The following is a 21,025-nucleotide window of genomic DNA, read 5'->3' as shown; positions in this document are numbered from 1 at the left end:
GCACAGCAAACGCGCTCACAGCCACACGCAGCCGAAGGCTGAAGCGTCACGGCTTTGATGCCGCTTCCTGATGAGTCAGGATGACGATCATGCCCCCAGCGGTACCCGGCCGAGGTGAAGGACCGAGCAGTCCGGATGGTCCTGGACCACCAAGGCGACTACCCCTCGCTGCGTGCGGCGTGCCTAGTGGTCAGCTCGAAAAGTTCCTGATCATGCAGCCAGCTGCCAGGTGAAGCTGACCGGGCGGTGAGTCCTGTTGCGTTCCTCGACCCAGTCCTGCACGGCCTGGTCGCAGTCCTCGGCGGTGACGAACCAGCCGTGCTTGAGGACCTGACGGGTCACGATCCCGAACACTGACTCGATCGGGTTGACCCACGAGGCGTGCTTGGGTGTCAGCAGGACTTCGATGCCGGGATGCTCGGCCAGCCAGGCCGTCGTGGCCCGGCTGGTGTGCGCCGACCCGTTGTCCATGATCAGCACGAAGTCGGACCCGTGAACTTCCTGCAGATGCTCCAGCACTTCGATGAACGCCGCCGAGTCCATCCGCGACCGGGCCCGGACCATCTCGACCGCCCCGCTGGCGCAGTCCTGAACCCCGTACCAGGAGACGGTGCCCTTGCGGACGTAATCGAACTCACGCCGCAGACTGCCATCACCGGCGCGCGAATCGGCCCGCACCGGGGTCCGGACCGGGTCGGAGGTCTTCTCGTCCAGACTCAGTACCGGCCTCGCACCGAACCTTGCGCCAGCGATGGCTCGTTGCACCGCAGCTACCCTGGCGTCGAAGTCGGGGTCGGGACGACGGTGGATCCAGCCGCGGACCCGATGGACCCTCAACCCCAACGCGTTCAACGTCGTGCTGACCCAGGAGCAGGTGACACCCCAGTTCAGGTTCCACATCGCATCGCGCAGTGCGCGGTGGGTCCACAACGCGTACGGGCCGGGACGCTTGGAGGTGGCCAGGCTCACCAGATCCAGGACTGCGTCATCGGGATACAGCACCGGCCGCCCCGAGCGCGGGGCATCCAACAGTCCCTCGAGGCCCTCGGCCGCGACCCGCCGGACCCACTTGCGGACGGTGTTGCGGGTCGTGCCGTGGGCGGCAGCCACCGCGCGCAGCGAGTCCTGGCCTGCGGCCAGGACCAGGCGAGCGCGCAAGGCGTGCCGTTGCGCCACGCCGGGATGGGCAGCGACGTACTGCAGTTGCTGCTCGATAGTCTCGGCCGTGCGCGGCATCGTCGGAAGTGCTGTACCCACGGCCACCGACGGTGCCGCGTCCTTGATCACTGTCACGGCAGCGACATGTGCAGGTCAGGTGATCAAGGACTTTCCGAGCTGACCACTAGGGAGGACAGCGCAGAACGTGGGATGACCGCGCGGTCCGCTCTGGGAGCAGAGCGGTGCCTTTAGCGTCAGGACATGGCGCCGACCAACTCAGCGAACGGTAAGGGGACCTACGAGGTCAGGATCGGCCTGTGGGCTTCGCCGGAGCAGGCGATGGATATTCAGGAGCGGTTGGCCAGAGCCCTGTGTCCTGAGCCTGGGCACGATGGCCCATGCGAGGTGCCGTGGTCCATCGCCGTAGTGCCGCCTGAAGCAGTCGATCAGGGTGAGGACCGCTACGACGAGCTGGTCCAGCAGGCGAGGATCGAGGGCGCCTACTGACCTCGAGCGTCACGCGGCCCGCGCCATGACCGCGACGTCGACCAAGGTTCGATCTTGCGGTGCTGTTGCAGGCTCTGCCACCGTCCAGGGCCGTGGACTACGACGCCGTGATCAACACCTTGACCTCCTGGAGCCAGCAGCAGGACAACGTCCGTGCCCTGCTGCTGACCGGGTCGGCCGCCACCGGGCAGACGCACCCGCTGTCCGATCGCGACCTGGAGGTCTACGTCCAGGACCCAGCCCCGCTGATGAACGATGACTCCTGGTGGGATCAGCTCGGGGAAGTCCTCGTCGTGGAGCGCCTGGACGCTGCGGGCTGGTTCCCTTCTCGGGTCGTCTACTACGCCGGCGGCAAGCTCGACCTCACCGTCATCCCCATCGAGCAGATCACCTCGATCCCGCGGGACCGTTCCTTCCGGGTGCTGGTCACCAAGGACGCACGCACGCAGGCCCTGTCCCTGACCTCCTCGTCGTCACCCCTGCCCAGCGCCGATGACTTCGAGCAGGCGCTGCACTGGGGCTACGCGGCGGCGTTGATGTGCGCCAAGGCAGCGGTGCGCGATGAGCTGTGGATGGCCAAGGTCCGCGACGAGAACCTCAAGGCGCAGCTGCTGTTGCTGATCGAGTGGGACCACCGCTCTCGCTATGGCACGGAGGTCGACGTCCGCTACCTGGGCACCCGGATGCGGCAGTGGATGGATCAGGACGTGCAGGCTGCCCTCGACGACTGCTGGGGCCGCTTCGATGCGGTGGACACGGCGGCGGCGCTTCGAGCGAGTGTGGCGCTGTTCGCACGGCTGGCGACCCGCTTGGCCGATCAGCTGGCCTTCACCGCCTTCGATCATGGACGGATGCGCAGCGAGATTGAGGACATTTTGGCGATGCGCTCAGAGTTGGCCGACAGCTGAGCGGTGAGGGAGCTCGTGCAGCGTTCGCAGCGCTGCTTCGCGCCCGCAGGGCGCCATGACCGGGCGAGACTGTGCTTGCTCAGGAGTTGGCGATGCGCTCTTGCAGGACCGGCACCCAGTGCTGCCCGTACTCCGCCTGCAGCCGCGGCAGCTTCCAGTCCAGGCCGGTGACCTGGCCCCGGCAGGCTGTGGAGCGGCACGAGCACGGCATCTGGAAGGTGGGGTCGTCGGTGATCGTCCCGTAGTCCAGGGTCAGCTCCTCGCCGCGCTCGACGTCCCGCCGCGCGACCACGGTGTAGGGATCGACCCACCAGATGTTCGGGTCGCAGCTGTGGTTGCCCGCGTGGTTGGGCACTCCTGGCGGCAGGACCAAGTTGAGGTCCTGGCCGATGGACAGCGTGTCCACGTAGGTGCCGGCAGCACTCGCGTCGGCGAGGAGCTGACGTAGCTCGGGGTCGGTGACGAGCCGTCCGCCGAAGCGGCTAATCACTGTGCCGGTGCTGATGGGGGCGGTGGCGAACAGGCCTTGGCCCTCGATGGCCGACTGATCGACTCTCGCGTGAGGGCTGAGCCAGCAGTCAGGTCCGGGCAACGGCGTCGTTTCCACAGGTGCACCTTGATCGCTGTCGCCGCACCAGGCAACCCCCTCGTCCGGGTGACTCTGACCGCTTGGTCATCGCCATGACCGTGACGTCGAGGCGGTGCGGTGAGCCGCTGGCGGCTTCCAGAAGTGAGATTACCCGCGGGCTGCGTCTTCAGCTGCGGCGCCCGCGGTCAACTCGCACGGGTGGCGTTCGGTCAGCTGCCCCCCCGGAGCGCGCAGCAAGGAGATCATCCAACTGAGCTTTCGAGACCGGGCCGTCCCGTCACGCGCACGTAGTGGGTCGGATGCCGATGGAGCCGCCTGCGGCCGATGCCGAGCATGTCCGCGGCTTCCTGGAGTGGTGTGTGAGCGACTCCGCCCACCAACCTTCGCAAGGCTCGGCGGCTGGTGGCGGATCCGGATGCTGACCTCGAGGGGGCCCGGTCGTCGCCTCGTCTCGTGGCGGTGTTGAACCTGGCGCGCGTTGCGGCCGCCCTTCTCACCGCGCGCGAGGCCTGACACCGCAACGCATGAACGCCGGATCCCCCCCTTGCGGGGACTCCGGCGTTCGCGCGTCAGCAGAAGAGATCAGGCCTTGAGCCAGGGCGCGATGACGGCGCGGGCCAGTGTGTGCGTCGACATGGCGAAACCCAGGAACGCCGGCGAGGCGGTGCGGTCGACCCCGATACGGTCGATGTCCAAGGCGTGCACAGCAATCCAGTAGGTGTGCCGACCGTGCCCGGCCGGCGGCGCGGCGCCGAGGTAGCGCGCCAGGCCGGCGTCGTTGATCAGTTGCCACGCTTTGGCGGGCAGCGCGGCGCCGGTTTCATCACCCGCGCCGGTGACCAGGGACGTCACCTCGACCGGAACGTCGGCGACCGCCCAGTGCCAGAATCCGCTGCCGGTCGGGGCCAGCGGGTCGTAGACGGTCACCGCGAAGCTGCGGGTCGCGGCCGGGAACCCGGACCAGGACAGCTGCGGACTGGTGTCGGTGCCTCCGGCACCGAAGATCCCGGAGCGCTGCGCGGCGGGCAGGACTTTCCCGTCGGTGACATCGGTGCTGCTGACGGTGAACGCGGGCACGTCCGCGATCGCGGTGTACGGGTCGGTGGTCACGGTGGTGGTGGGCATGGCTCCTCCTCGGGTCGGTCGGTGCGACTCAGCCGTCTCGATTCGGCTGTTTCGGCTCAGCCGGTTCGTTGGTTCGGTCAGTTCGTGAGCGCCGGAACGAGCACGGCGCGGAACCGCGCCCGGCCGGACATCATGTGGGCGTACGCGGCGGGCGCGTCCTCGAGCGTGAACTCCTCGACCACCGCCCGCACCCCGGTCAGCGCGGCGAAGGTCAGGGCGTCCTCGACGTCGGTCGCGGTACCCGAGGGATGACCACTGATCCGCTTCGAGGGGGTGATCAGCTGCAGCGGGCTGACGGGCATCGGCTCGGGTTCGACGCCGATGACCAGCAGTTCACCCTCGTCGCCCAGTCCGTCCAGGGCCGCGACCATGGCTTCGGAGTTCGCCGCGGTGGCCAGCGCGACACGTGGTGGGCCCAGCCGGCGCAACGCGGCTGGGACGTCCTGGGCGGTGGAGTCGATGTAGTGGTGCGCGCCCAGCGCAGTCGCCAGGTCCCGCTTGCCCTCGCCGCGCGCCACGACGACGACCCGCATCCCCATGGCGGCTGCGAACTGCACGCCCAGGTGCCCCAGGCCGCCGAGCCCGACGACGGCGACCGTGTCGCCGGCCCGGGCTGCGCTGCGGCGCAACGCGTTGAAAACCGTCACCCCCGCACACGCCAGCGGAGCGGCCTGGACGGCCGTCAGTGTGTCGGGGATGCGGGCCAGCGCGTTGGCGGGGACGACGATCATCTCCGCGTAGCCCCCGGGGTAGGCGACGCCAGGGATCTGCGTGTTCTCGCAGTGCAGGAAGTCTCCCCGGCGGCACGGATCGCACCACCCGCAGTGCCCGCCGTACCAGCCGACGGTCACGCGGTCGCCTACCCGCCAGGGGCGCACGCCCTCGCCCACGCTCTCGATGCGCCCGGCGATCTCGTGGCCGGGGACAACGGGGAACACCTCGGTTCCGAAGGCGCCCTGCAGGATCTTGGCGTCGGTGTGGCAGACGCCGCTGGCCTCGATTCGCAGGCGGACCTCACCGGGTCCGGGGTCGGCGATCTTCCGGTCGACCAGACGCAAGGGTTCGCCGGGAGCGGTGGATTCGGCGGAGCGGATGACGGTGGTCACGTAGTGTCCTTCTGGAAGGGGATCGGGGGGGTGGGGCCGGGCACGGTCAGCCCAGCCGGTCCAGTTCGGCCACCACGGCCGGGTGGAGCTCCACGTCGGCCGCGGCCACGTTCTGCGCCAGATGCTGCAGCGAGGAGGTCCCGGGAATGGGCATCACGACGGGGGAGCGATGCAGCAGCCAGGCCAGCGCCAGCTGTGAGGGAGTGAGGCTGAGCGCGTTGGCCAGCTGGGCCAGCGGGCCGTGCGGTGCGGCCAGCTGCCCGGTGGCCAGTGGGTACCACGGGATGAAGCCGATGCCCTGGGCCTCGGCGTAGCGCAGGAGAAGGTCGGCGGAACGTTCGGCCAGGTTGTACAGGTTCTGCACCGTCGCGACGGCCGTGATGTTCTGAGCCTTCCGCAGTTGCCCGACAGTCACCTCAGACAGCCCGAGGTGGCGCACCTTGCCCTCCGTGCGCAGGTCGGCCAGCGTGCCGATCTGGTCGGCCAGCGGAACTCGCTGGTCGATGCGGTGCAGTTGCAACAGGTCGATCCGCTCCACCCCGAGCCGGCGCAAGCTCGCCTCGACGGCGGCCCGCAGGTGGACGGGGCGGCCGTCGGTGGCCCACCGCGCAGGTCCTGGTCGCGTGAAGCCGACCTTCGTCGCCACGACGATGTCGTCGTAGGGATGCAGCGCCTCGCGCAGCAGGTCCTCAGCGACCCCCGGCCCGTAGGAGTCGGCGGTGTCGAAGAACGTCGTTCCGAGGTCGGCCGCCCGGCGCAGCACTGCGATCGCCGCGGCTCGGTCGCGCGGGGGACCCCACGCGCCTGGACCCGGCAGCTGCATCGTGCCGTACCCCAGCCGGTTCACCGGCAGGTCGCCGCCGATGAGGAAGGGGCCGGCGGTGGGGTCGACGGTGGTGTGGGGGTGCGTGGTGCTCACGGGTTTCCTCCGGTGATCGGGGTGGGTGTGGAGGCGGTGCGGGACGTGGTGCGCCACGAGCCGATGGAGGCGAGCAGGGCCAAGACCATGACCGCGACCGCGTACTCGCGGGTCGTGGGCAGCAGGCCGCCGCCGTGGACGACCAGGACGCCGGCGACAACAGCGGGCACGCCCAGGCCGAGGTAGGCGGCGGTGTAGACCGAGGACAAGACGCCGGCGCGGTCGGCAGGCGCCGCCAACGGGACGACGGTGCGGATTCCGCCCTGGAAACCGGCGCCGAACCCCAGCCCGGCAGCGGCGGTGCCCAGGAAGAACAGCGCCGCCGACCTGTCGTGCAGGGCGAGCAGAGTCAAGCCCATCCCGAGGGTGAGAGCCGCGGCGGCCACCTGCACGCAGAACCGCGCCGACGCCTCGCGCAGGGTCACGACCGACACGACCGCCAGTGCCGTTTGCAGGAACAGCGTCGAGGCACCGGCGGCGGGGGAGTTCCAGCTTAGGACCGTGGCGACGACCTGCGGGGCCAGTGATCCGTAGAAGCCCGCCAGCGCCCAGACGGCGAACACCACGGTCGCTGCGGTGGCGTAGGCGCCGCGCAGGGCGCGCGGAACCACGACCCGGGGCACCAGCGACGCCAGGGCCCGGGATCGGTCAGCGCGCCCGGAGGCCGCGACCGTCTCTGGCCACCGCAGCAGGGCCAGTAGTTGCAGCACGTACACGCCAAGCAGGACGAGGTACACCAAGTGCGTGGGCCAGGGCAGCGCTTGCACCACGACCGCCGACAGCACCGCCCCGGCCGCGGTCCCGACCGGTGGGGCCACCGAATTCGCGACGGTTCCGCGGCGCCGGTCCAGGTCCAGCATCGCCCCGCCGGCCGCACCGACCGCCGCACCCGTCGACAACCCCTGCAGGACGCGGCCCAGGAGCAGTTCGGGAGCACCGTCCGCGAACGCCAGCACCGCCATCGCGACCACCTGGAGGCCCAGCGCCGCGGCCAGCACCGGACGCCGCCCGACGTGGTCGGACAACCGGCCGAAGACCAGCAGGGAGGCCAGGACCGCCACCGCGTAGACGCCGAAGACGATGGTCGTGGTGAGAGCGGAGAAACCCCACTGCGCCTCATACGTCGCGTACAGCGGAGTCGGTGCGCTGGAGGAGGCCAGCACGGTGACCGTCACCGACCCCGCCACCACCAGCGCCGCCCGGTCTGACCACCTCCACCGGCCGAGGTTCGGGACGGCCGCCGCGCCGGGCACGTCAGTCCGCCGTCGACTCGACGCGGATCTCGTCGAGGTCGATGGAGACGATGACCGGGTCGGTCACGGGGTGCCCGTGCTGGCCGCGCACGAAGATCTTGCGGTGGGTCGCCAGTACCAGACCGCCGTGCTCTTCGAAGCCGGAGGCGTAGTGGGCGCTGGGGGACCCGCCGGCGATGTCGACGTCGTAGTCGCGCCGGCGCAGCAGGCCTTCGGCGTCGACGTACACCGTCTGCACGGGTGAGTGGGTGGCCACGCTGGCGGGGTAGGTCACCCGCAACCGGTCCCACGTCTCCCCGTCTTCCTGCCATGGGCCGATCTCCTCGACGCGGACGCCGGGGTGCAGCAGGGAGGCGGGTTCGGTGAGGTAGGTCCACATCGCGTATCCGGAGAAGTACGCCAGCTGCGCCGGCGTCCAGGGGGTCTGCAGGACGTGGCCCGCGAACGAGGAGCGCGGGTCTTTCAGCTCCTCGACCAGTTCATCCTCGTCGTCGCCGGTTTCCAGGACGACCCGGTCGGCAGTGGCCGTGCTGCGCAGGCCCTGCGGCCCGAACGGAGTCTGCGTCGTCCACTCCTCGTGGACGCGGACGGTGGTGCGTGCGTCGTCGAGGAGTCCTTCGACGCCCTTGATCGCCCACAGGGCGCCGCCGAAGCGGTGGTGCACCGAGATGGTCTGCGCGCGGCGCCAGTTGTGCGCGCCGCCGTGCCTGGCGAGGAGGCGGTCCAGGACTCTGGTCACGGTTGTGTCCTCCGGTGTGAGGTGGGTGGGATGTGCGTTGGGAACGCTAGGTATCCGAGTCGGTCAGGGGTATCGGTAGGACGACCAGTCGCGGTTGTGCTCGGTGCTGTCCGTCCGAGGGCGAGGGGTGCGGAACGTCTTCAGTCGAAGTCGACTGACCGTCCGAGGTGGGCCCACTGCCGGTCCTGCTCGAGGACCTCGGTGAGCGTGGCGGCGACCATGTCGACGGCGTCGCTGCCCAGTACCAGGTGCAGCGGCGGCTGGGGGTGATCGGCGAGGTCGAGCAGGACGCGGGCGACCTTGACCGGGTCGATGGGCTGCTTGCCGGAGTCTTCGCGGACGTGCCGCGCCATGGCACCCACGGTCGCGTCGTAGTCGGGGCTGAACGGGGGGATCTGCATGGAGGAACCGGCCCAGTCCGTGCGCATCGCGCCGGGCTCGGCGAGGGTGACCCGGATTCCTAGAGGACCGAGCTCTTGCGCCAGGACACCGGAGAAGCCCTCGACGGCGAACTTGGCCGACTGGTAGGCGCCGACGCCGGGGGCGGTGCCGCGGCCACCGATGGAGGTGACCTGGATGAAGTAGCCCGATCCCTGGGCACGGAAGACGGGCAGCGCCGCCTTGGTGACGTGCACGGTTCCGTAGAAGTTGGTGTCGACTTGAGCGCGGAAGTCCTCGAGCGTGACCTCTTCAAGGGGAGCCATGTCGGCGTACCCGGCGTTGTTGACCACGACGTCGATGCGCCCGAACCGGCTGACCGCTGCGGCGACGGCGGCCTGGACCGCGGCGGTGTCGGTGACGTCGAGCGGCACAGGGAGTACCTGCTCGCCGTAGGTGTCGACCAGGTCGGTGAGGCTGGCAGTGCCTCGTGCGGTGGCGACGACGCGGCGACCGGCGCGTAGGGCCTCCTCGACGACGGCTCGTCCGAGGCCTCGGGAGCTGCCGGTGACGAACCACACGTCGTCGTTCATGGTGTTCCTCCTTGGTGTGTCGTACAGATTGGGAGGTGCTGATGCAGGGATCGGCTGGGCTGGTGAGCTGGTGGTGAGGCGTTGCATGTCGAGGCCCACCGGAACCGCGGGTTGTTCTCCTCCCGGGTAGGAGTTCAGTCGGTGACCTGCTACGTGAATCGCGCTGGGGGCACCGGCGTCGGATGGTCCGGTGGGAACGGATCAGCTCAGGAAGCGGTGCACGTCCGCGGCGAACTCCTCGGCGTGCTGGAACAGGAACCCGTGACCGGCGTCGCTGTACAGGACGGCGCGGGCGTTGGGCAGCCGGGTGCTCATGGCGTACGTCGCGTAGGAGCTGATCATCACGTCGTGCGAGCCGTTGGCCACCAGCACCGGCACGGTCAGCTGCGGCAGCCTGGACCAGAACCCCTCCCCGAGGTCGCGCACCGCGGCGAGCTGTCCCTGCACCGCCTCGGTGGAGGCTGCGGCGCCGGAGGCCAGCAGGCGTTCGTCCAGCCGCCGCAGTGAGGCGAGCCCAGCGGCCCGGGCGGCCGCGGTCTCGGGAAAGAACAGGTAGAGGAAGTCCTCGTCGGTGTTGGCGCCGCGGCCCGCGACCTGCCAGACCCGGGGGTCGGGTTCGGGCTGCTGCGGAACCCCACCGGAGGTGCTGCCCGCAACGACGAGCCGGCGAACACGGCCGGGCCGGGCCAGGGCGGCGGCCTGCACGACGATCCCGCCCAGGGACCAGCCCAGCAGATCGACCTCCTGCAGTCCCAGCCCGTCAAGCACGTCGTGCAAGCCGTCGGCCATCTCGGCCACCGTGCGCGCCGGCGGCCCAGACGTCAGGTTGATCCCCCGGTTGTCGAAGACGACCACGTCCCGGTGGCGGGCGAGCGCGTCGATGAACGCGGGGTCCCAGTGGTCGATGGTGCCGCGGAAGCGCAGGGCCAGGACCAGCGGGGTTGCGCCGCGCGGGCCCAGGCGGCGGTAGCCGTATCGGTGGCCGCCGTACTCGACGAACTGGTCGGGGGCCTCGGCGTAGCGCGCGGTGGACGAGGGGGCGGTGACGGTCACGACAACTCCCGGCAGGTACGGGTGGATGAGGGCGAGCACGCTCCGCGCGGTCGGCAGCGGTGGGCGGTGGACCCGACGGTAGGCAGGCGACCACGGCCAGGACCACAGTGAAACGACTGCTCTGCGGCCGGGGATCTGGGCATCCGGACAGGCCGTACCGGGGCGGCCGATTGCAGTGAAACGACGGACGCGTCCGCCCCGCCGTGTCGCCCACCATCGCCGACATGAGTGAGCACACCATCGTCCTGGTCCACGGCGCCTTCGCCGAGTCCGCCAGCTGGAACGGGGTCCTGACCGACCTGGGGCCCGAGTTCGACCTCGTCGCCGTCGCGAACCCGTTGCGCGGTGTCGGCGCGGACGCCGCCTACCTGCGCTCCGTCCTGAACGGCCTGAGCGGTCCCTTCGTCCTGGTGGGGCACTCCTACGGCGGCATGGTGATCACCGAGGCGGCCGCCGGCCGCACCGACGTCGACGCGCTCGTCTACGTCGGCGCCTTCGCCCCCGAGCAGGGGGAGTCGGCGTTGGAGCTGTCGGGGAAGTTCCCCGGCAGCACCCTGGGGGACACGCTGCTGGAGTACGCACTGGCCGGCGGCGAGACGGAGGTCCGCATCCGCCCGGACCTGTTCCCGCAGCAGTTCGCCGCGGACGTGCCGGCGGCCGCCGCCGTGCTCATGGCCGGCACGCAGCGACCGGTGACGACGGCCGCCCTGGCCGAACCCCTCGCGACCCCGACCCCGGCCTGGCGGACGATCCCGTCCTGGTTCGTGTACGGCAGCAACGACAAGAACATCCCGGCGCAGGCTCAGGCGTTCATGGCCGACCGGGCCGGGGCACGGGCGGTCGACGTCGTCGAGGGCGCCTCGCACGCGGTCGCCGTCTCCTCGCCACACCGGGTCGCCGAAGCCATCCGTGCCGCCGCGTCCTGACCTGCCGGCGCGAGCGCGGCGCCCCAGACGGTGGGCGGTCGCCGGGCTGACCGCCGCCCTGGCCGTTGCCGGGTGCAGCCCGGGTGGAACGGCCGGTGGGGCTGCGGCCGCCCCATCGGGGCAGGACGACCGGCCGGCCATGACCGCGACGTCCCCGGTGACCCTCGCGGTCACCGGGGATGTGAACTTCGCGGGAGCGAGCGCCGCCGCGCTGGCCCCTGGCGGGCTGGATGCAGTGGCCCCGGTCCTGGCGGCGGCGGATCTGACGGTCGTCAACCTCGAGACCGCCGTCACCGACCGTGGAACGCCGGTCGCCAAGCAGTTCACGTTCCGGGCCCCGGCGGCGGCCTTTCCGGCGTTGCAGGCCGCCGGGGTCGACGTGGTGGGGCTGGCCAACAACCACGGTGTGGACTACGGCCTGGTCGGATTGCGCGACACGCTCGCCGCGGCCGGGATTGCGCAGTTCCCGCTCGTGGGTGCCGGCGAGGACGTTGAGGAGGCGTTCGCGCCGTACACGGCCGACGTCGGCGGCCACCGTGTCGCCGTCCTGGACGCCACTCAGGTGCTCGACGCCTCACTCGCGGCGGACTGGACCGCGACGGCGACGCATCCGGGGCTGGCCGTGGTGCAGGACCGCGCCGGGGTGGATCGGTTGCTGGCTGCCGTCCGCGCGGTCCGGCCCAGCGTGGAGTCGGTGGTCGTCTTGCTGCACTGGGGGCAGGAGAAGAACTCCTGTCCCCTGCCGCGGCAGCAGACGCTGGCGGCCGAACTGGTCGCCGCTGGCGCGGACGCGGTCGTCGGCTCGCACGCGCACGTTCAGCTGGGCAACGGCTGGCTGCACGCCGGTGGCCGCACGGGGTTCGTCGACTACGGCCTGGGCAACTTCGTCTTCTCCGCGCGCAGCGGGGCGACGACCAGCACCGGGGTGCTGAGGCTCACCCTGCCGGGCGCCGGCGGCGTCAGTGCGGCCAGCTGGTCACCGGCGCGGATCGAGGCGGGAATCCCGCACCTGCTGACCGGCGCGCAGGCGCGCCAGGCCACCGCGGCCAAGGACGCGCTGCGGGAGTGCACCGGGCTGAGCGCCACGCCTTGAACCGCTCCAGGAGGACCCCACCGGCCCGGCCGGCGGGGTCCTTTCCGCTTCAGCGGCCGACGAGTTCGGAGCCGAGGGCCGCGGCCAGCTGGGAGCGCCGGCTCACCTGAAGCTTGGCGAAGGCGTGCGACAGGTGCGATCCCACCGTCCGGTGGGACAGGTACACCTGGTCGGCGATCTCCTTGTTGGACAAACCCTGGGCGGCGAGCCGGGCCACGAGCAGTTCCTGTGCGGTCAGCGATCGCACCGTCTTTTCGGCCTGGTCGGCGTTGGTGGAGACACTCGCTCCGGCGGCGCGCAGCTCCGTGCGGGCTCGCTCGGCCAGCGGCAGCGCGGCGCAGCCCTCGAAGACTCCTAACGCGGCGGATAACTGTTCGCGGGCTTCGGTGATGCGACGGCTGCGACGCAGCCACTCGCCGTAGTGCAACCGGGTTCTGGCCAGGTCGAACTCCGCGCCGGCGTCGCGGCCGTGTGCCAGGGCCTGCTCGAAGTGCGGCTCGGCTTCGGTGTCGTCGGCGACCAGGGCCAGGGAGCGTTCGATGAGCAGGGCCAGGTGCGCCGAGCCGCCCGAGCGCGCAACTGCCGACGCCGTTCGGGCCCACTCGTGTACGAGCTCGGGTCGGCCGGTGCGTGCCGCCGGCTCGGCCAGGTCGGCGCCGGCCCACAAGGCGACCGGTCCGTTGAGGTCGGTCTGTGCCAGGTCGGCCAGGGCGTCGGCGTGCCGACCGTCCAGCAAGGCCACGACGCCGGCGGCCCAGGCGGTGCTGGCGGCGACCCGGGCGAAGGTCGTGGCCCCGGGCAGGGCCCGGGTGGCCTCCAGAGCGCGCACCGCCCGGTCGCGCTCTCCGCGCCAGGCCCGGGCCCGGGCGGTGACCGAGGAGGCCATCGCCGCCACAACCGGCAGCCCGAGCTCGAGTCCGAGGCGGTGGGCCTGCTCGGCGTCGGCCAGTGCTCCGACGAGGTCACCGCGCCCGGCGCGGGGGGTGGCCCGCCCGCACAGGGCGATGACCTCGTCGCTGGTGCGCGCGCTGTCGTGGTGCAGCTCCACGCCGGCTGTCCAGCACAGTTCGGCCGTCGTGAGGTTCCCGGCCTCCTCGGCGGAGAAGGCCAGCGCGTTGAGCAGGATGCCGTCCACGTCGGGTGCCTCGGCGCGGAAGCGGTCGAAGCTCGCCTGCTCCAGTCGGGTGCCCGGTACGACCAGTGCCAGCCCGACCGCCTGCAGCGCACTGCCCGGCACCGGCGGGGAGCTGAGCAGGGCCTGGTGCACCGCGGCGCGCACGGTGTCGGGTTCGGCCAGCACGTGACACTTGGTCGCGGCCCACACGAGCATTTCCAGCCGGTCCCGGGTATGGGGCACCGCGGCGGCCAGTTCGAGCAGTTCCAGAGTGCTGCGGCCCCGGTGGTCGGCGGTCATGCTGAGGATCCAGTCGGTCCGGGCGCAGCGGCGGATCGTGGCGTGCTGGTCGGCGGCGGTGATCGCGCGCGCCTCGGCCAGCAGTGCCGCCGCCTCGGCGGAGGCGCCGGACTGGCGGGCGGTCTCGGCGGCCGAGGCCAGGTATCCGGCCCGCTCGTCGTGGTCGGGGGTCAGCGCCGCGGCCTGGCGCCACGCCGTGGCGGCTTCCGCCTTGGCCCCGCGCCGGGAGGCCTGGTCGGCGACGGTGGCCAGTTCGGCGGCCACGTCGGCGTTCCAGCCCATCGTGGCTGCCGCGCGGTGCAGGACTGCGCGTGCGGGGTCGCGGATGACCGTGGCCAAGGTGCCGTGCGCCTGCGAGCGGGCGAGGGTGCCGGCCGCGTCGTAGAGCGCGGACCCGATGAGCGGATGGCGGAACTCATACCGGTCCCCGCTGGAGTCGATCAGCCGGGCGCGTTCGGCCGGGCCGAGGTCCTGCGCGCTCAGGTCGAGCGCGTGCAGCGCCTCCAAGACCTCCTGGCGGGAGGCGTCTTGTCCGGCCGCCGCGACGAGCAGCGCGGTGCGGGTGCCGGCCGGGAGCCCCTCGACGTCACCAAGGAAGGCCTGCTCCAGCCGCCGACTCACGGGCAGCCGGTCCCGCAGGGCCGTGCTCCAGGTCGAGCGGGTTTGTGAGGTGGCCAGCTCGGTCAGGGCCAGCGGGTTGCCGAAGGCCTCCTGCAGGACGCGGTCGCGCTGGTCGGTGGGAAGGCCCGGCGCGGTCGCGGCGACCAGCATCCGGGCCTCGTCGGCCTCGAGCGGGCCCAGGGGCAGCACCGCGGGGAACGCGCCGTCGGTCGGCGGCCCCTCGAAGTCGGGTTGATCGGGGCGGGTGGTGACCACCAAGAGCACGGGCAGGTGATGCACGCGCGCGGGCAGGTACGTCACGATCTCGGCGGTCGAGCGGTCCAGCCAGTGCAGGTCCTCCACGACCAGCAGCACCGGTCCGTCCTGGGTGACTTCCTCCAGCAGGCCCACGGTGGCCAGCGTCAGCAGGAGGCGATCGCCCGGGGTGCCATCGGCGATGCCGAAGACCACCTCCAGCGTCGCCCGCTGCCGAGGGGGCAGGGCCTCGATCCGGTCCAGCACGGGATGCAGCAGCTCGTGCAGACCGGCGAACCCGGTGCCCGCACCGCGCACACCGCGGCACTGCAGCACCGCGAAACCGGCCGCGGTGGCCGCTGCGGTGAGGGTCGTGACGAGGGTCGTCTTGCCGATGCCGGCCTCACCTTGAACCAGCACACCAGCACCGGCGCCCTCACGGGCGGCCGCCAACGCCGCCTGCAGCTGCGCCCACTGCGCGTCCCGGCCCACCAGGGGCAGCGCAGTACGGTCTGGGACCGGAAACATCCCCGAGGTCCCCGATCTTTCGAGTCCGACCACCGACGGTTGATCGTAAGCGGTGCCGACCGGCTTGGAAGCCAGCCTGCGGGTACCTGCGGGCACCTGCGGCCTGCCTGCGCGGCAGTCGACTTGCGGATACCCCGCGCACCATCGCGGCTCCTAGCCTCCCCGACGTGACAGCGCATCCTGGTGCCCTCCCGGCCTCCCTGAGCGCCCGTACGCGGGCGGTCCTGGTGGCCCACGACGTGTCGAAGGAGTACCCCGGCGCCGGTCGCGTGGTGGATGGGGTGTCCTTGCAGGTCTTCGCCGGTGAGCTGCTTGCGATCGTCGGACCGAGCGGTTCGGGCAAGTCGACGTTGCTGCACTGCCTGTCCGGGCTGGAACGGCCCACGAGCGGGTCGGTCCAGATCGGTGGGACCCGGCTGGAGGAGCTGGGGCGCTCGGCCCTGGCCCGGCTGCGCCGGGAGCGGGTGGGTTTCGTCTTCCAGTCCTACAACCTCATCTCCTCGCTCACGGCCTGGGACAACGTGGCGCTGCCGGCCCGGCTGGCCCGGCGCCGGGTGCGCGATGAGGACGTCGACCGCGCCCTTGCCCACGTGGGCCTGTCTTCCCGGGCGCGGGCGCGACCGGCGGCGTTGTCGGGTGGTCAGCAGCAGCGGGTCGCAGTGGCGCGGGCGCTGGCGGTCGATCGCGACCTCGTCTTCGCCGACGAGCCGACCGGCGCGCTGGACAGCGCCGCCGGTGCGCAGGTCTTGTCGCTGTTGCGCTCGGCGGCCGGGGCAAACCGGGCGGTGGTCATGGTCACGCACGACTTGCAGGCCGCCGCCACGGCGGACCGGGTCCTGGTCCTGCGCGATGGCGCTATCCACCGTGAGCTGCTGGCGCCCACCCCGACGGCGGTCCTGCAGGCGGTCACCGCCGGCGGCGGCGGCCGGTGAGCCGGGCCCTGCTGCGCCTGGTCGTCGGCGACGTCGTCGTTGATCCGCGTGGGTCGGCCGGGGTCGCGGTGGTCGCCGGGACCACGGCCGTCGTGGGATCGCCGGCCGCGGCGCTGGTGGTGACCGCCGGCGCGGTGCCCGGCACGGCCGGGCTGGCGCTGTACGGCCTGAGCGGCACCGTGATCGCCTTCACCGTGGTAGCCGCCGTCGCGGTCCTGGCCCCCGTGGCGGGCCTGACGGTGGGGGTGCGCCGCCGCGAGCACGCGCTGTGGCAGGTCGTCGGCCTGAGCCCCGCCACGGTGCGCCGGGTTGTGCTGGCCCAGCTGCTGCTGGCCGGGGGCGTCGGCGCGCTGGCCGGGGTCCTGCTCGCCCGGCCCCTGGTGCCGGCCGTCGTCGGCTGGACCCTGGCCGGGACCGACGGGCTGACCGGTGTGCGGGTGCACGCCGGCGGCGCGGGCGCGGCCGGCGTGGTCGTCGCGGTGGTCCTGGTGTTGGTCGTGGTGGGCGGCTGGCGGGCCGCGGGCGCGGCCGCGCGCACCGAGGTCGTGCAGCTGCTGCGCACCCCCGACCCGCCTGCCCCGCGGACCGGGCCGCTGCGCTGGGCGCTCGCACTGGCCCTGCTCCTGATGCTGCTCAGCGTGGTCTGGGGCCTGCCGGGGCGGGTCGCCCGCTCGCTCGACGTCGGCACCCCGCTGCTGCTGGTGGGACCGCTGGTCGCCGGGGTGCTGGTGGCGCTCGGACCGCTGATCGATGGGCCCCTGCGGCGCGCCTGGACGGCGCTGGTCCCGGCCCGCTGGTCGCCCGCGTGGTTCCTGGCCTGCGCCGCGGCCGTGCACGGCGCTGGGCGCAGCAGCGCCGTCAGCGCGCCGCTGGCGCTGGCGGTCGCATTGACCGGCAGCCTGTTCGCCGCGACGGGCACGGTGGCGCGAGCCGAGGGGCTGAGCGGCGGACCGTCGTCGCGGTCGGTGGTCCTGCTGCTGGGCGGGCCCCTGTTGCTGGCTGCCGTCGGCGCGGCGGCCAGCGTCTACACCGCCGGGCGGATCCGTGACCGCCAGACCGCGCTGCTGCTGGCGGCCGGGGCGAGCCCGGCAACGGTGCTGCTGGCCGCGGCATATGAGGCCCTCGTACACGTGGTGACCGGCACGCTGCTGGGCGGGGCCGGGGTACTGCTCACCGCCATGGTGGCCTGGTGGGCGGTCTTCCCGCTGGACCCGGGGGTGCGGCCGGTGCTGGGGGTGCCCGCGGTCGCGGTCACCGCGGGGCTGGCGGCGGTGACGATGCTGCTCGCCACCCTCGCCCCGACGCTGCGGGCGGTGCGCCGGGACCCGGTGCGGGTGCTGGCGGCGCAGTAGCCGACGCTCAGCGCCCCGGCCGGGGCGGTAGCGGTTCAGAGCGCAGAAAGTCCGCGGCCGTGGCCAGGGCTTCATCCAGCCGCTGACCGGCCCGGTCGAAGCGGTCGTCCTCGGCGCAGCGCACCAGCGCTTCCTCCCAAGCGGCCAGGACGATCGCGCAGGGCAGGCGCGTGCCCGGTGAGCCCGCCGGTAGGCCCAGGCGGGCCGCCAAGGCGTCGGCCAGGTGGGCGATCCACTCGTCCTGCTTCTGCAGGTGGCGCCGGCGCAGTTCGGGGATGGAGCGGTTGAGCGTCATGACCGTGCGCACGAGTTCCTCATCGTCTCGCACACCGTCCACGGCGACCTGCATCGCGGCGCGCAGCGCTTGCAGCGGAGTCTCCCCGGGCGGGCGCTCGGCCAGCCGCCGGGCGGCTTCCTGCCCCAGGCCCTCGACCGGTTGCAGGACGGCGTCCTCCTTGGAGGCGAAGTACCGGAAGAACGTGCGCCCAGAGACGCCGACGGTCGCGGCGATCGCCTCGACGGTGGTGGCGCTGAACCCGACCTCCTGGAAGGACCGCATCGCCGCGGCCGACAGTTCGCGCCGGATCGCCTCGCGTGTCCGTTCGCGGACTCCCTTGGCGGCTGTCACCTCACGCATGGCGGCAGCCTACGGCAGTCGTCAGCCAGCGCCGCAAAATCAGCCAGTGACATCGTGTCATTCACTGCGTTAGTGTCAGTGTATGACAGTTTTTGAGTCCGTGCTCCCCTTGTTCACCCTGGGCGCCTTCGAGGTCACCGCGATCCCAGACGGCGCCGCCCACCTACCCCCCTCGGCCTACCCCGGTGCTGACTTCGGCCGCTACCCCCACCTCCTGGATGCCACCGGCACCGTCCCCATCCACATCGGTGCCTTCCTGGTCCGCGGGCCGGACGGCACCGTCCTGGTCGATGCCGGCGCCGGGGACCGCTCGCTGCCTTTTCCCGCCGAGCTCGCCCAGGAACTCGTGGATCCGCCCACGCACCTGATGACCTCCGGTCAGCTGCCCCGGTCGCTGCAAGAGGCCGGGGTCGATCCCGCGGACATCGACGCGGTCCTGCTCACCCACCTGCACCTCGACCACGTCGGCTGGGTCGTGCACGACGGTGTTCCGTTCTTCCCGCAGGCCACCGTCCACCACGGGGCTGAGGACTGGGAGGCGCTGATCACCTCCGCCACCCCTGACGATCCCGCCCGGCAGGTCATGCAAACCGCCCACGCGGCCGGGGTGCTGCGCCCGCACCACGCAACGACCGTCGAGGTGCTGCCCGGCATCCGGGTGCTGCCCGCCCCGGGCCACACCCCGGGCAGCGCCATGGTCGAACTGCGCTCGCAGGACCAGCGACTGCTCTTCCTTGGCGACCTCCTAGAGCACCCCGGCCAGCTGACCGACCGGGACCTGCACTTCATGACGGACATGGACCGGTCGGCGACCGTGCGGACCCGGGCGCAGGTCTTCACCGAGGCGGCGCGGGAGGGCACCGTGCTCGTGGCCGCGCACCTGGCCGATCCCGTCTACCGGCGCATCACGCCCGAGTGGACGTGGAGCGAGGCCGTGAACTGACCATCACGCCAGATGATCACGCCAGATGATCAGGCCAGGTGATCGCGCAGGTGATCGCGCAGGTGATCGCGCAGGCGATCACGCCAGGTGCCGCGCCCGGGCGGCCCAGCCCACCGCCCCGCAGCGCTCGAATCCGGCGGCCGCCTGGGCCAGCGCCTCCTGCCCCTGCTGCGTGCGGCCCCGTGCCCGTAGCCACCGGCCGTACGCCAGGCGGCTGCGGGCCAGTTCCAGCGGGTTCCCGGCGCGTTCGCCGCCGCTGACGGCGGCCGCGAAGTGCGCGCCGGCCGCGGCCGTCTCACCGGCCAGGAATCCCCGAGCCCGGTCTACCAGCGCCTGCAGCGCGAGCGAACCGGTGGCCCGGGCGACGTGGTCGGCCTCCAGCACGGCGGCCTCGGCCTGCGCCAGATCACCGACGGCGACGGCCGCTTCGGCGAGGTCGGCGACCGCCCAACGCGCAGTCGTCGGGTGCACCGAAAGTCCGTGCAGACGGCGCAAAGCGGCCGCCGGCTGCTCCTCGAGCAGATCGAGCAGCCCGGTGGCCCACCGAGTCCGGGCCAGCCCCACCAGGCACCGCGCCCCGGCGGACAGTTCGCGAGCGCGCGCCGCCGCCTGCCCGGTCGCGGCGCGCTCGCCGCGCCAGGCGCCGAGCCGGGCCAGCGCCGAGGCGTTCAGCGCTGCCAGCAGCGGCAGCCCGAGGTCGGTCGCATTCCGCAAGCCCACCTCGGCGTCCGCGGCGGCCTCGGCCAGTCGCCCGCGCGCGAGCAGGGATCCGGCGCGGCCGGCCAGGGCCAGGCACTCGTCGGTGACTGCGCCCTCGGCGTGGAACACCTCCACACCGGCGTCCCAGTAGGCGGCGGCGGTAGCCAGGTCTTGCGCGGACTCGGCGGCGAAGGCGCAGGCGGGCAGGATCCGGGGCCGGCGGGCCACGACGTCAGGCAGTGCGGTGCGCAGCAGCGCGCCTGCTCCCGATCCCGTGGCGACCGGATCCAGCAACGCCCGGGCGGTCTGGCGCGCCACCTCGTCCAGGGGATCCGCGCCGGGGTCGGGACCCAGGGCCGCGCCCACCCGGGCGCGAACCGCCGCGTCGGTTTCGAAGACCCAGGTGCGCGCGGCCGCGGCCAACAGCACTGAGGACCGGTCCGGGCGGGGCATGCCCAGGGCGAGGTCGACCAGCGCGTCGGTGGTGTGCCGCGCGGGCGTTCCCGTCGTGTAGCCCAGGACCCACTCGGTGACCGCCAGCTCCCGCACCACCGCGGGGTCCGAAGCCAGCGCGAACCCCTCCCGCAGCGCGTCGCAGGCCGCTGCCACCTGACCGGCCTCACGCGCCGTCTCGGCGGCGCGGGCCAGCAACCGCGCGCGGTCGGAGTCGATGCCGGACAGCTCCGCAGCCCGGCGCAGCGCCCGCACGGCCTCGGCGCGGGCACCGTGGCGGGTGGCCCGGGCGGCCACGTCTTCCAGGGTCCCGGCCACGTCCTGGTCGGGTCCGGTCGCGACCGCGGCCCGGTGCCAGGCCGCCTGGGTCGGATCGCGGGTCACACCCGCCAGCGCCCGGTGCACCTCGGCGACATCGGCGCCGGTGGACGCCGCCAGCACCTGAGCGCGTACCAGGGCGTGCCGGAAGTCGACCCGGTCGCCGTCGACCTGCACGAGCGCGTGGTGCAGGGCCCGGTCGACGTTGGCGCGGCCCAGTCCCAGCCGGGTCGCGGCCGCCAGCAGTTCGGCCAGGGGGGAGTCCGCGCCCACCGCCAGGAGCAGCAGCGCGCGGCGGGTCGGTGCCGGCAGGGCGGCGATCTCGCCCGCCGTCAGGGCGGCGATCCGGAGGGCCACCCGCGTCGGCTGGTCGGCCGGCTGGTCTACCGGCTGGTGGCCGGGTGGGTCCCGGGGTTCGTCCAGACCGGTCACCATCGAGCGGCCGGGACGAGGTCGGGCATCGGAACTCCTTGTGGCAGGCGGCACCAGCGCGGTACCGGCGCACCACCGGTACGGGCGACCGGCTCCGGTCGTGCTGCGAGCCTCG

General features: G+C 72.5%; 19 protein-coding genes. 7 read left to right on the top strand and 12 right to left on the bottom strand.

Annotation, left to right across the window (positions count from 1 at the left end):
- Positions 1–210: 210 nt before the first annotated feature.
- Positions 211–1,287 (bottom strand): IS630 family transposase, encoded by a 1,077-nt coding sequence (locus tag ACRYR2_RS11690; protein WP_432563041.1) that lies wholly within the window; start codon positions 1,285–1,287, stop codon positions 211–213.
- Positions 1,288–1,419: 132 nt separating this feature from the next.
- Here ACRYR2_RS11690 and ACRYR2_RS11685 point away from each other — a divergent pair, with 132 nt between their 5' ends.
- A complete protein-coding gene (locus ACRYR2_RS11685) occupies positions 1,420–1,665 on the top strand; it encodes a hypothetical protein (RefSeq protein WP_432563040.1) in 246 nt (81 codons plus the stop codon).
- A 92-nt stretch (positions 1,666–1,757) separates the two neighbouring features.
- Positions 1,758–2,573, top strand: a complete 816-nt coding sequence (locus ACRYR2_RS11680) for an aminoglycoside 6-adenylyltransferase (protein WP_432563039.1) — start codon at positions 1,758–1,760, stop codon at positions 2,571–2,573.
- A gap of 79 nt (positions 2,574–2,652) precedes the next feature.
- Here ACRYR2_RS11680 and ACRYR2_RS11675 read toward each other — a convergent pair whose 3' ends face one another.
- The 8 genes from ACRYR2_RS11675 to ACRYR2_RS11640 all read right to left on the bottom strand — a co-directional run bounded on the left by ACRYR2_RS11675 (position 2,653) and on the right by ACRYR2_RS11640 (position 10,328).
- Positions 2,653–3,180, bottom strand: a complete 528-nt coding sequence (locus tag ACRYR2_RS11675; RefSeq protein ID WP_432563038.1) for an SET domain-containing protein — start codon at positions 3,178–3,180, stop codon at positions 2,653–2,655.
- Between the two features lie 564 nt (positions 3,181–3,744).
- Positions 3,745–4,272 (bottom strand): YbhB/YbcL family Raf kinase inhibitor-like protein, encoded by a 528-nt coding sequence (locus ACRYR2_RS11670; protein ID WP_432563084.1) that lies wholly within the window; start codon positions 4,270–4,272, stop codon positions 3,745–3,747.
- Between the two features lie 92 nt (positions 4,273–4,364).
- Positions 4,365–5,393 carry an alcohol dehydrogenase catalytic domain-containing protein gene (locus ACRYR2_RS11665; protein ID WP_432563037.1) on the bottom strand — a complete coding sequence of 343 codons (1,029 nt, stop codon included), beginning with the start codon at positions 5,391–5,393 and terminating at the stop codon, positions 4,365–4,367.
- Between the two features lie 46 nt (positions 5,394–5,439).
- Positions 5,440–6,312 carry an aldo/keto reductase gene (locus ACRYR2_RS11660; RefSeq protein ID WP_432563036.1) on the bottom strand — a complete coding sequence of 291 codons (873 nt, stop codon included), beginning with the start codon at positions 6,310–6,312 and terminating at the stop codon, positions 5,440–5,442.
- A complete protein-coding gene (locus ACRYR2_RS11655; RefSeq protein WP_432563035.1) occupies positions 6,309–7,565 on the bottom strand; it encodes an MFS transporter in 1,257 nt (418 codons plus the stop codon). Before ACRYR2_RS11655 ends, ACRYR2_RS11660 begins: the two co-directional genes overlap by 4 nt.
- 1 nt (position 7,566) lies before the next feature.
- The gene (locus tag ACRYR2_RS11650; protein ID WP_432563034.1) at positions 7,567–8,304 is read right to left on the bottom strand and encodes a hypothetical protein; all 738 of its coding nucleotides are present in this window, start codon (positions 8,302–8,304) and stop codon (positions 7,567–7,569) included.
- A gap of 140 nt (positions 8,305–8,444) precedes the next feature.
- On the bottom strand, positions 8,445–9,275 hold the full coding sequence (locus ACRYR2_RS11645; RefSeq protein WP_432563033.1) for an oxidoreductase: 831 nt from the start codon (positions 9,273–9,275) through the stop codon (positions 8,445–8,447).
- 201 nt (positions 9,276–9,476) lie between these two features.
- Entirely contained in the window at positions 9,477–10,328 is an 852-nt protein-coding gene (locus tag ACRYR2_RS11640) for an alpha/beta fold hydrolase (RefSeq protein WP_432563032.1), read from the bottom strand.
- Positions 10,329–10,552: 224 nt separating this feature from the next.
- On the opposite strand from ACRYR2_RS11640, the gene ACRYR2_RS11635 reads away from it, so the two are divergent.
- Together ACRYR2_RS11635 and ACRYR2_RS11630 are read left to right on the top strand one after the other, a co-directional pair.
- Entirely contained in the window at positions 10,553–11,254 is a 702-nt protein-coding gene (locus ACRYR2_RS11635) for an alpha/beta fold hydrolase (protein ID WP_432563031.1), read from the top strand.
- Positions 11,255–11,393: 139 nt separating this feature from the next.
- Positions 11,394–12,347 carry a CapA family protein gene (locus ACRYR2_RS11630; protein ID WP_432563030.1) on the top strand — a complete coding sequence of 318 codons (954 nt, stop codon included), beginning with the start codon at positions 11,394–11,396 and terminating at the stop codon, positions 12,345–12,347.
- A 49-nt stretch (positions 12,348–12,396) separates the two neighbouring features.
- Here ACRYR2_RS11630 and ACRYR2_RS11625 read toward each other — a convergent pair whose 3' ends face one another.
- Complete coding sequence (locus ACRYR2_RS11625; protein ID WP_432563029.1) at positions 12,397–15,144, bottom strand: helix-turn-helix transcriptional regulator; 2,748 nt, start codon at positions 15,142–15,144, stop codon at positions 12,397–12,399.
- Positions 15,145–15,311: 167 nt separating this feature from the next.
- Between ACRYR2_RS11625 and ACRYR2_RS11620 the strand changes: the two genes are divergently transcribed.
- Together ACRYR2_RS11620 and ACRYR2_RS11615 are read left to right on the top strand one after the other, a co-directional pair.
- Positions 15,312–16,076, top strand: a complete 765-nt coding sequence (locus ACRYR2_RS11620) for an ABC transporter ATP-binding protein (protein ID WP_432563028.1) — start codon at positions 15,312–15,314, stop codon at positions 16,074–16,076.
- Positions 16,073–17,428 carry a hypothetical protein gene (locus ACRYR2_RS11615; protein ID WP_432563027.1) on the top strand — a complete coding sequence of 452 codons (1,356 nt, stop codon included), beginning with the start codon at positions 16,073–16,075 and terminating at the stop codon, positions 17,426–17,428. The genes ACRYR2_RS11620 and ACRYR2_RS11615 overlap by 4 nt, the downstream gene beginning before the upstream one ends.
- A gap of 7 nt (positions 17,429–17,435) precedes the next feature.
- Here the strand turns inward: ACRYR2_RS11615 and ACRYR2_RS11610 are convergent, their stop codons facing one another.
- Positions 17,436–18,065: a TetR family transcriptional regulator gene (locus ACRYR2_RS11610; RefSeq protein ID WP_432563026.1), complete on the bottom strand. Its 630-nt coding sequence runs from the start codon at positions 18,063–18,065 to the stop codon at positions 17,436–17,438.
- A gap of 100 nt (positions 18,066–18,165) precedes the next feature.
- Between ACRYR2_RS11610 and ACRYR2_RS11605 the strand changes: the two genes are divergently transcribed.
- Positions 18,166–19,008, top strand: a complete 843-nt coding sequence (locus tag ACRYR2_RS11605; RefSeq protein WP_432563025.1) for an MBL fold metallo-hydrolase — start codon at positions 18,166–18,168, stop codon at positions 19,006–19,008.
- A 78-nt stretch (positions 19,009–19,086) separates the two neighbouring features.
- On the opposite strand, the gene ACRYR2_RS11600 is transcribed toward ACRYR2_RS11605, so the two are convergent.
- Positions 19,087–20,835, bottom strand: coding sequence for an ATP-binding protein (locus ACRYR2_RS11600; protein WP_432563024.1), 1,749 nt, complete (start codon positions 20,833–20,835; stop codon positions 19,087–19,089).
- Positions 20,836–21,025: the final 190 nt, after the last annotated feature.

This window comes from Kineococcus deserti (assembly GCF_050871945.1).
GTDB lineage: Bacteria > Actinomycetota > Actinomycetes > Actinomycetales > Kineococcaceae > Kineococcus.
The sequence above is the reverse complement of the archived record's forward strand: the minus strand, read 5'-3'. Positions and strand labels throughout refer to the sequence as shown.

Excerpts from the sequence above, each read along its gene's own strand:
- ACRYR2_RS11685 (WP_432563040.1), top strand. The coding sequence starts at position 1,420 with ATGGCGCCGACCAACTCAGCGAACGGTAAGGGGACCTACGAGGTCAGG.
- ACRYR2_RS11645 (WP_432563033.1), bottom strand. The coding sequence starts at position 9,275 with ATGAACGACGACGTGTGGTTCGTCACCGGCAGCTCCCGAGGCCTCGGA.
- ACRYR2_RS11635 (WP_432563031.1), top strand. The coding sequence starts at position 10,553 with ATGAGTGAGCACACCATCGTCCTGGTCCACGGCGCCTTCGCCGAGTCC.
- ACRYR2_RS11630 (WP_432563030.1), top strand. The coding sequence starts at position 11,394 with ATGACCGCGACGTCCCCGGTGACCCTCGCGGTCACCGGGGATGTGAAC.
- ACRYR2_RS11625 (WP_432563029.1), bottom strand. The coding sequence starts at position 15,144 with ATGTTTCCGGTCCCAGACCGTACTGCGCTGCCCCTGGTGGGCCGGGAC.
- ACRYR2_RS11610 (WP_432563026.1), bottom strand. The coding sequence starts at position 18,065 with ATGCGTGAGGTGACAGCCGCCAAGGGAGTCCGCGAACGGACACGCGAG.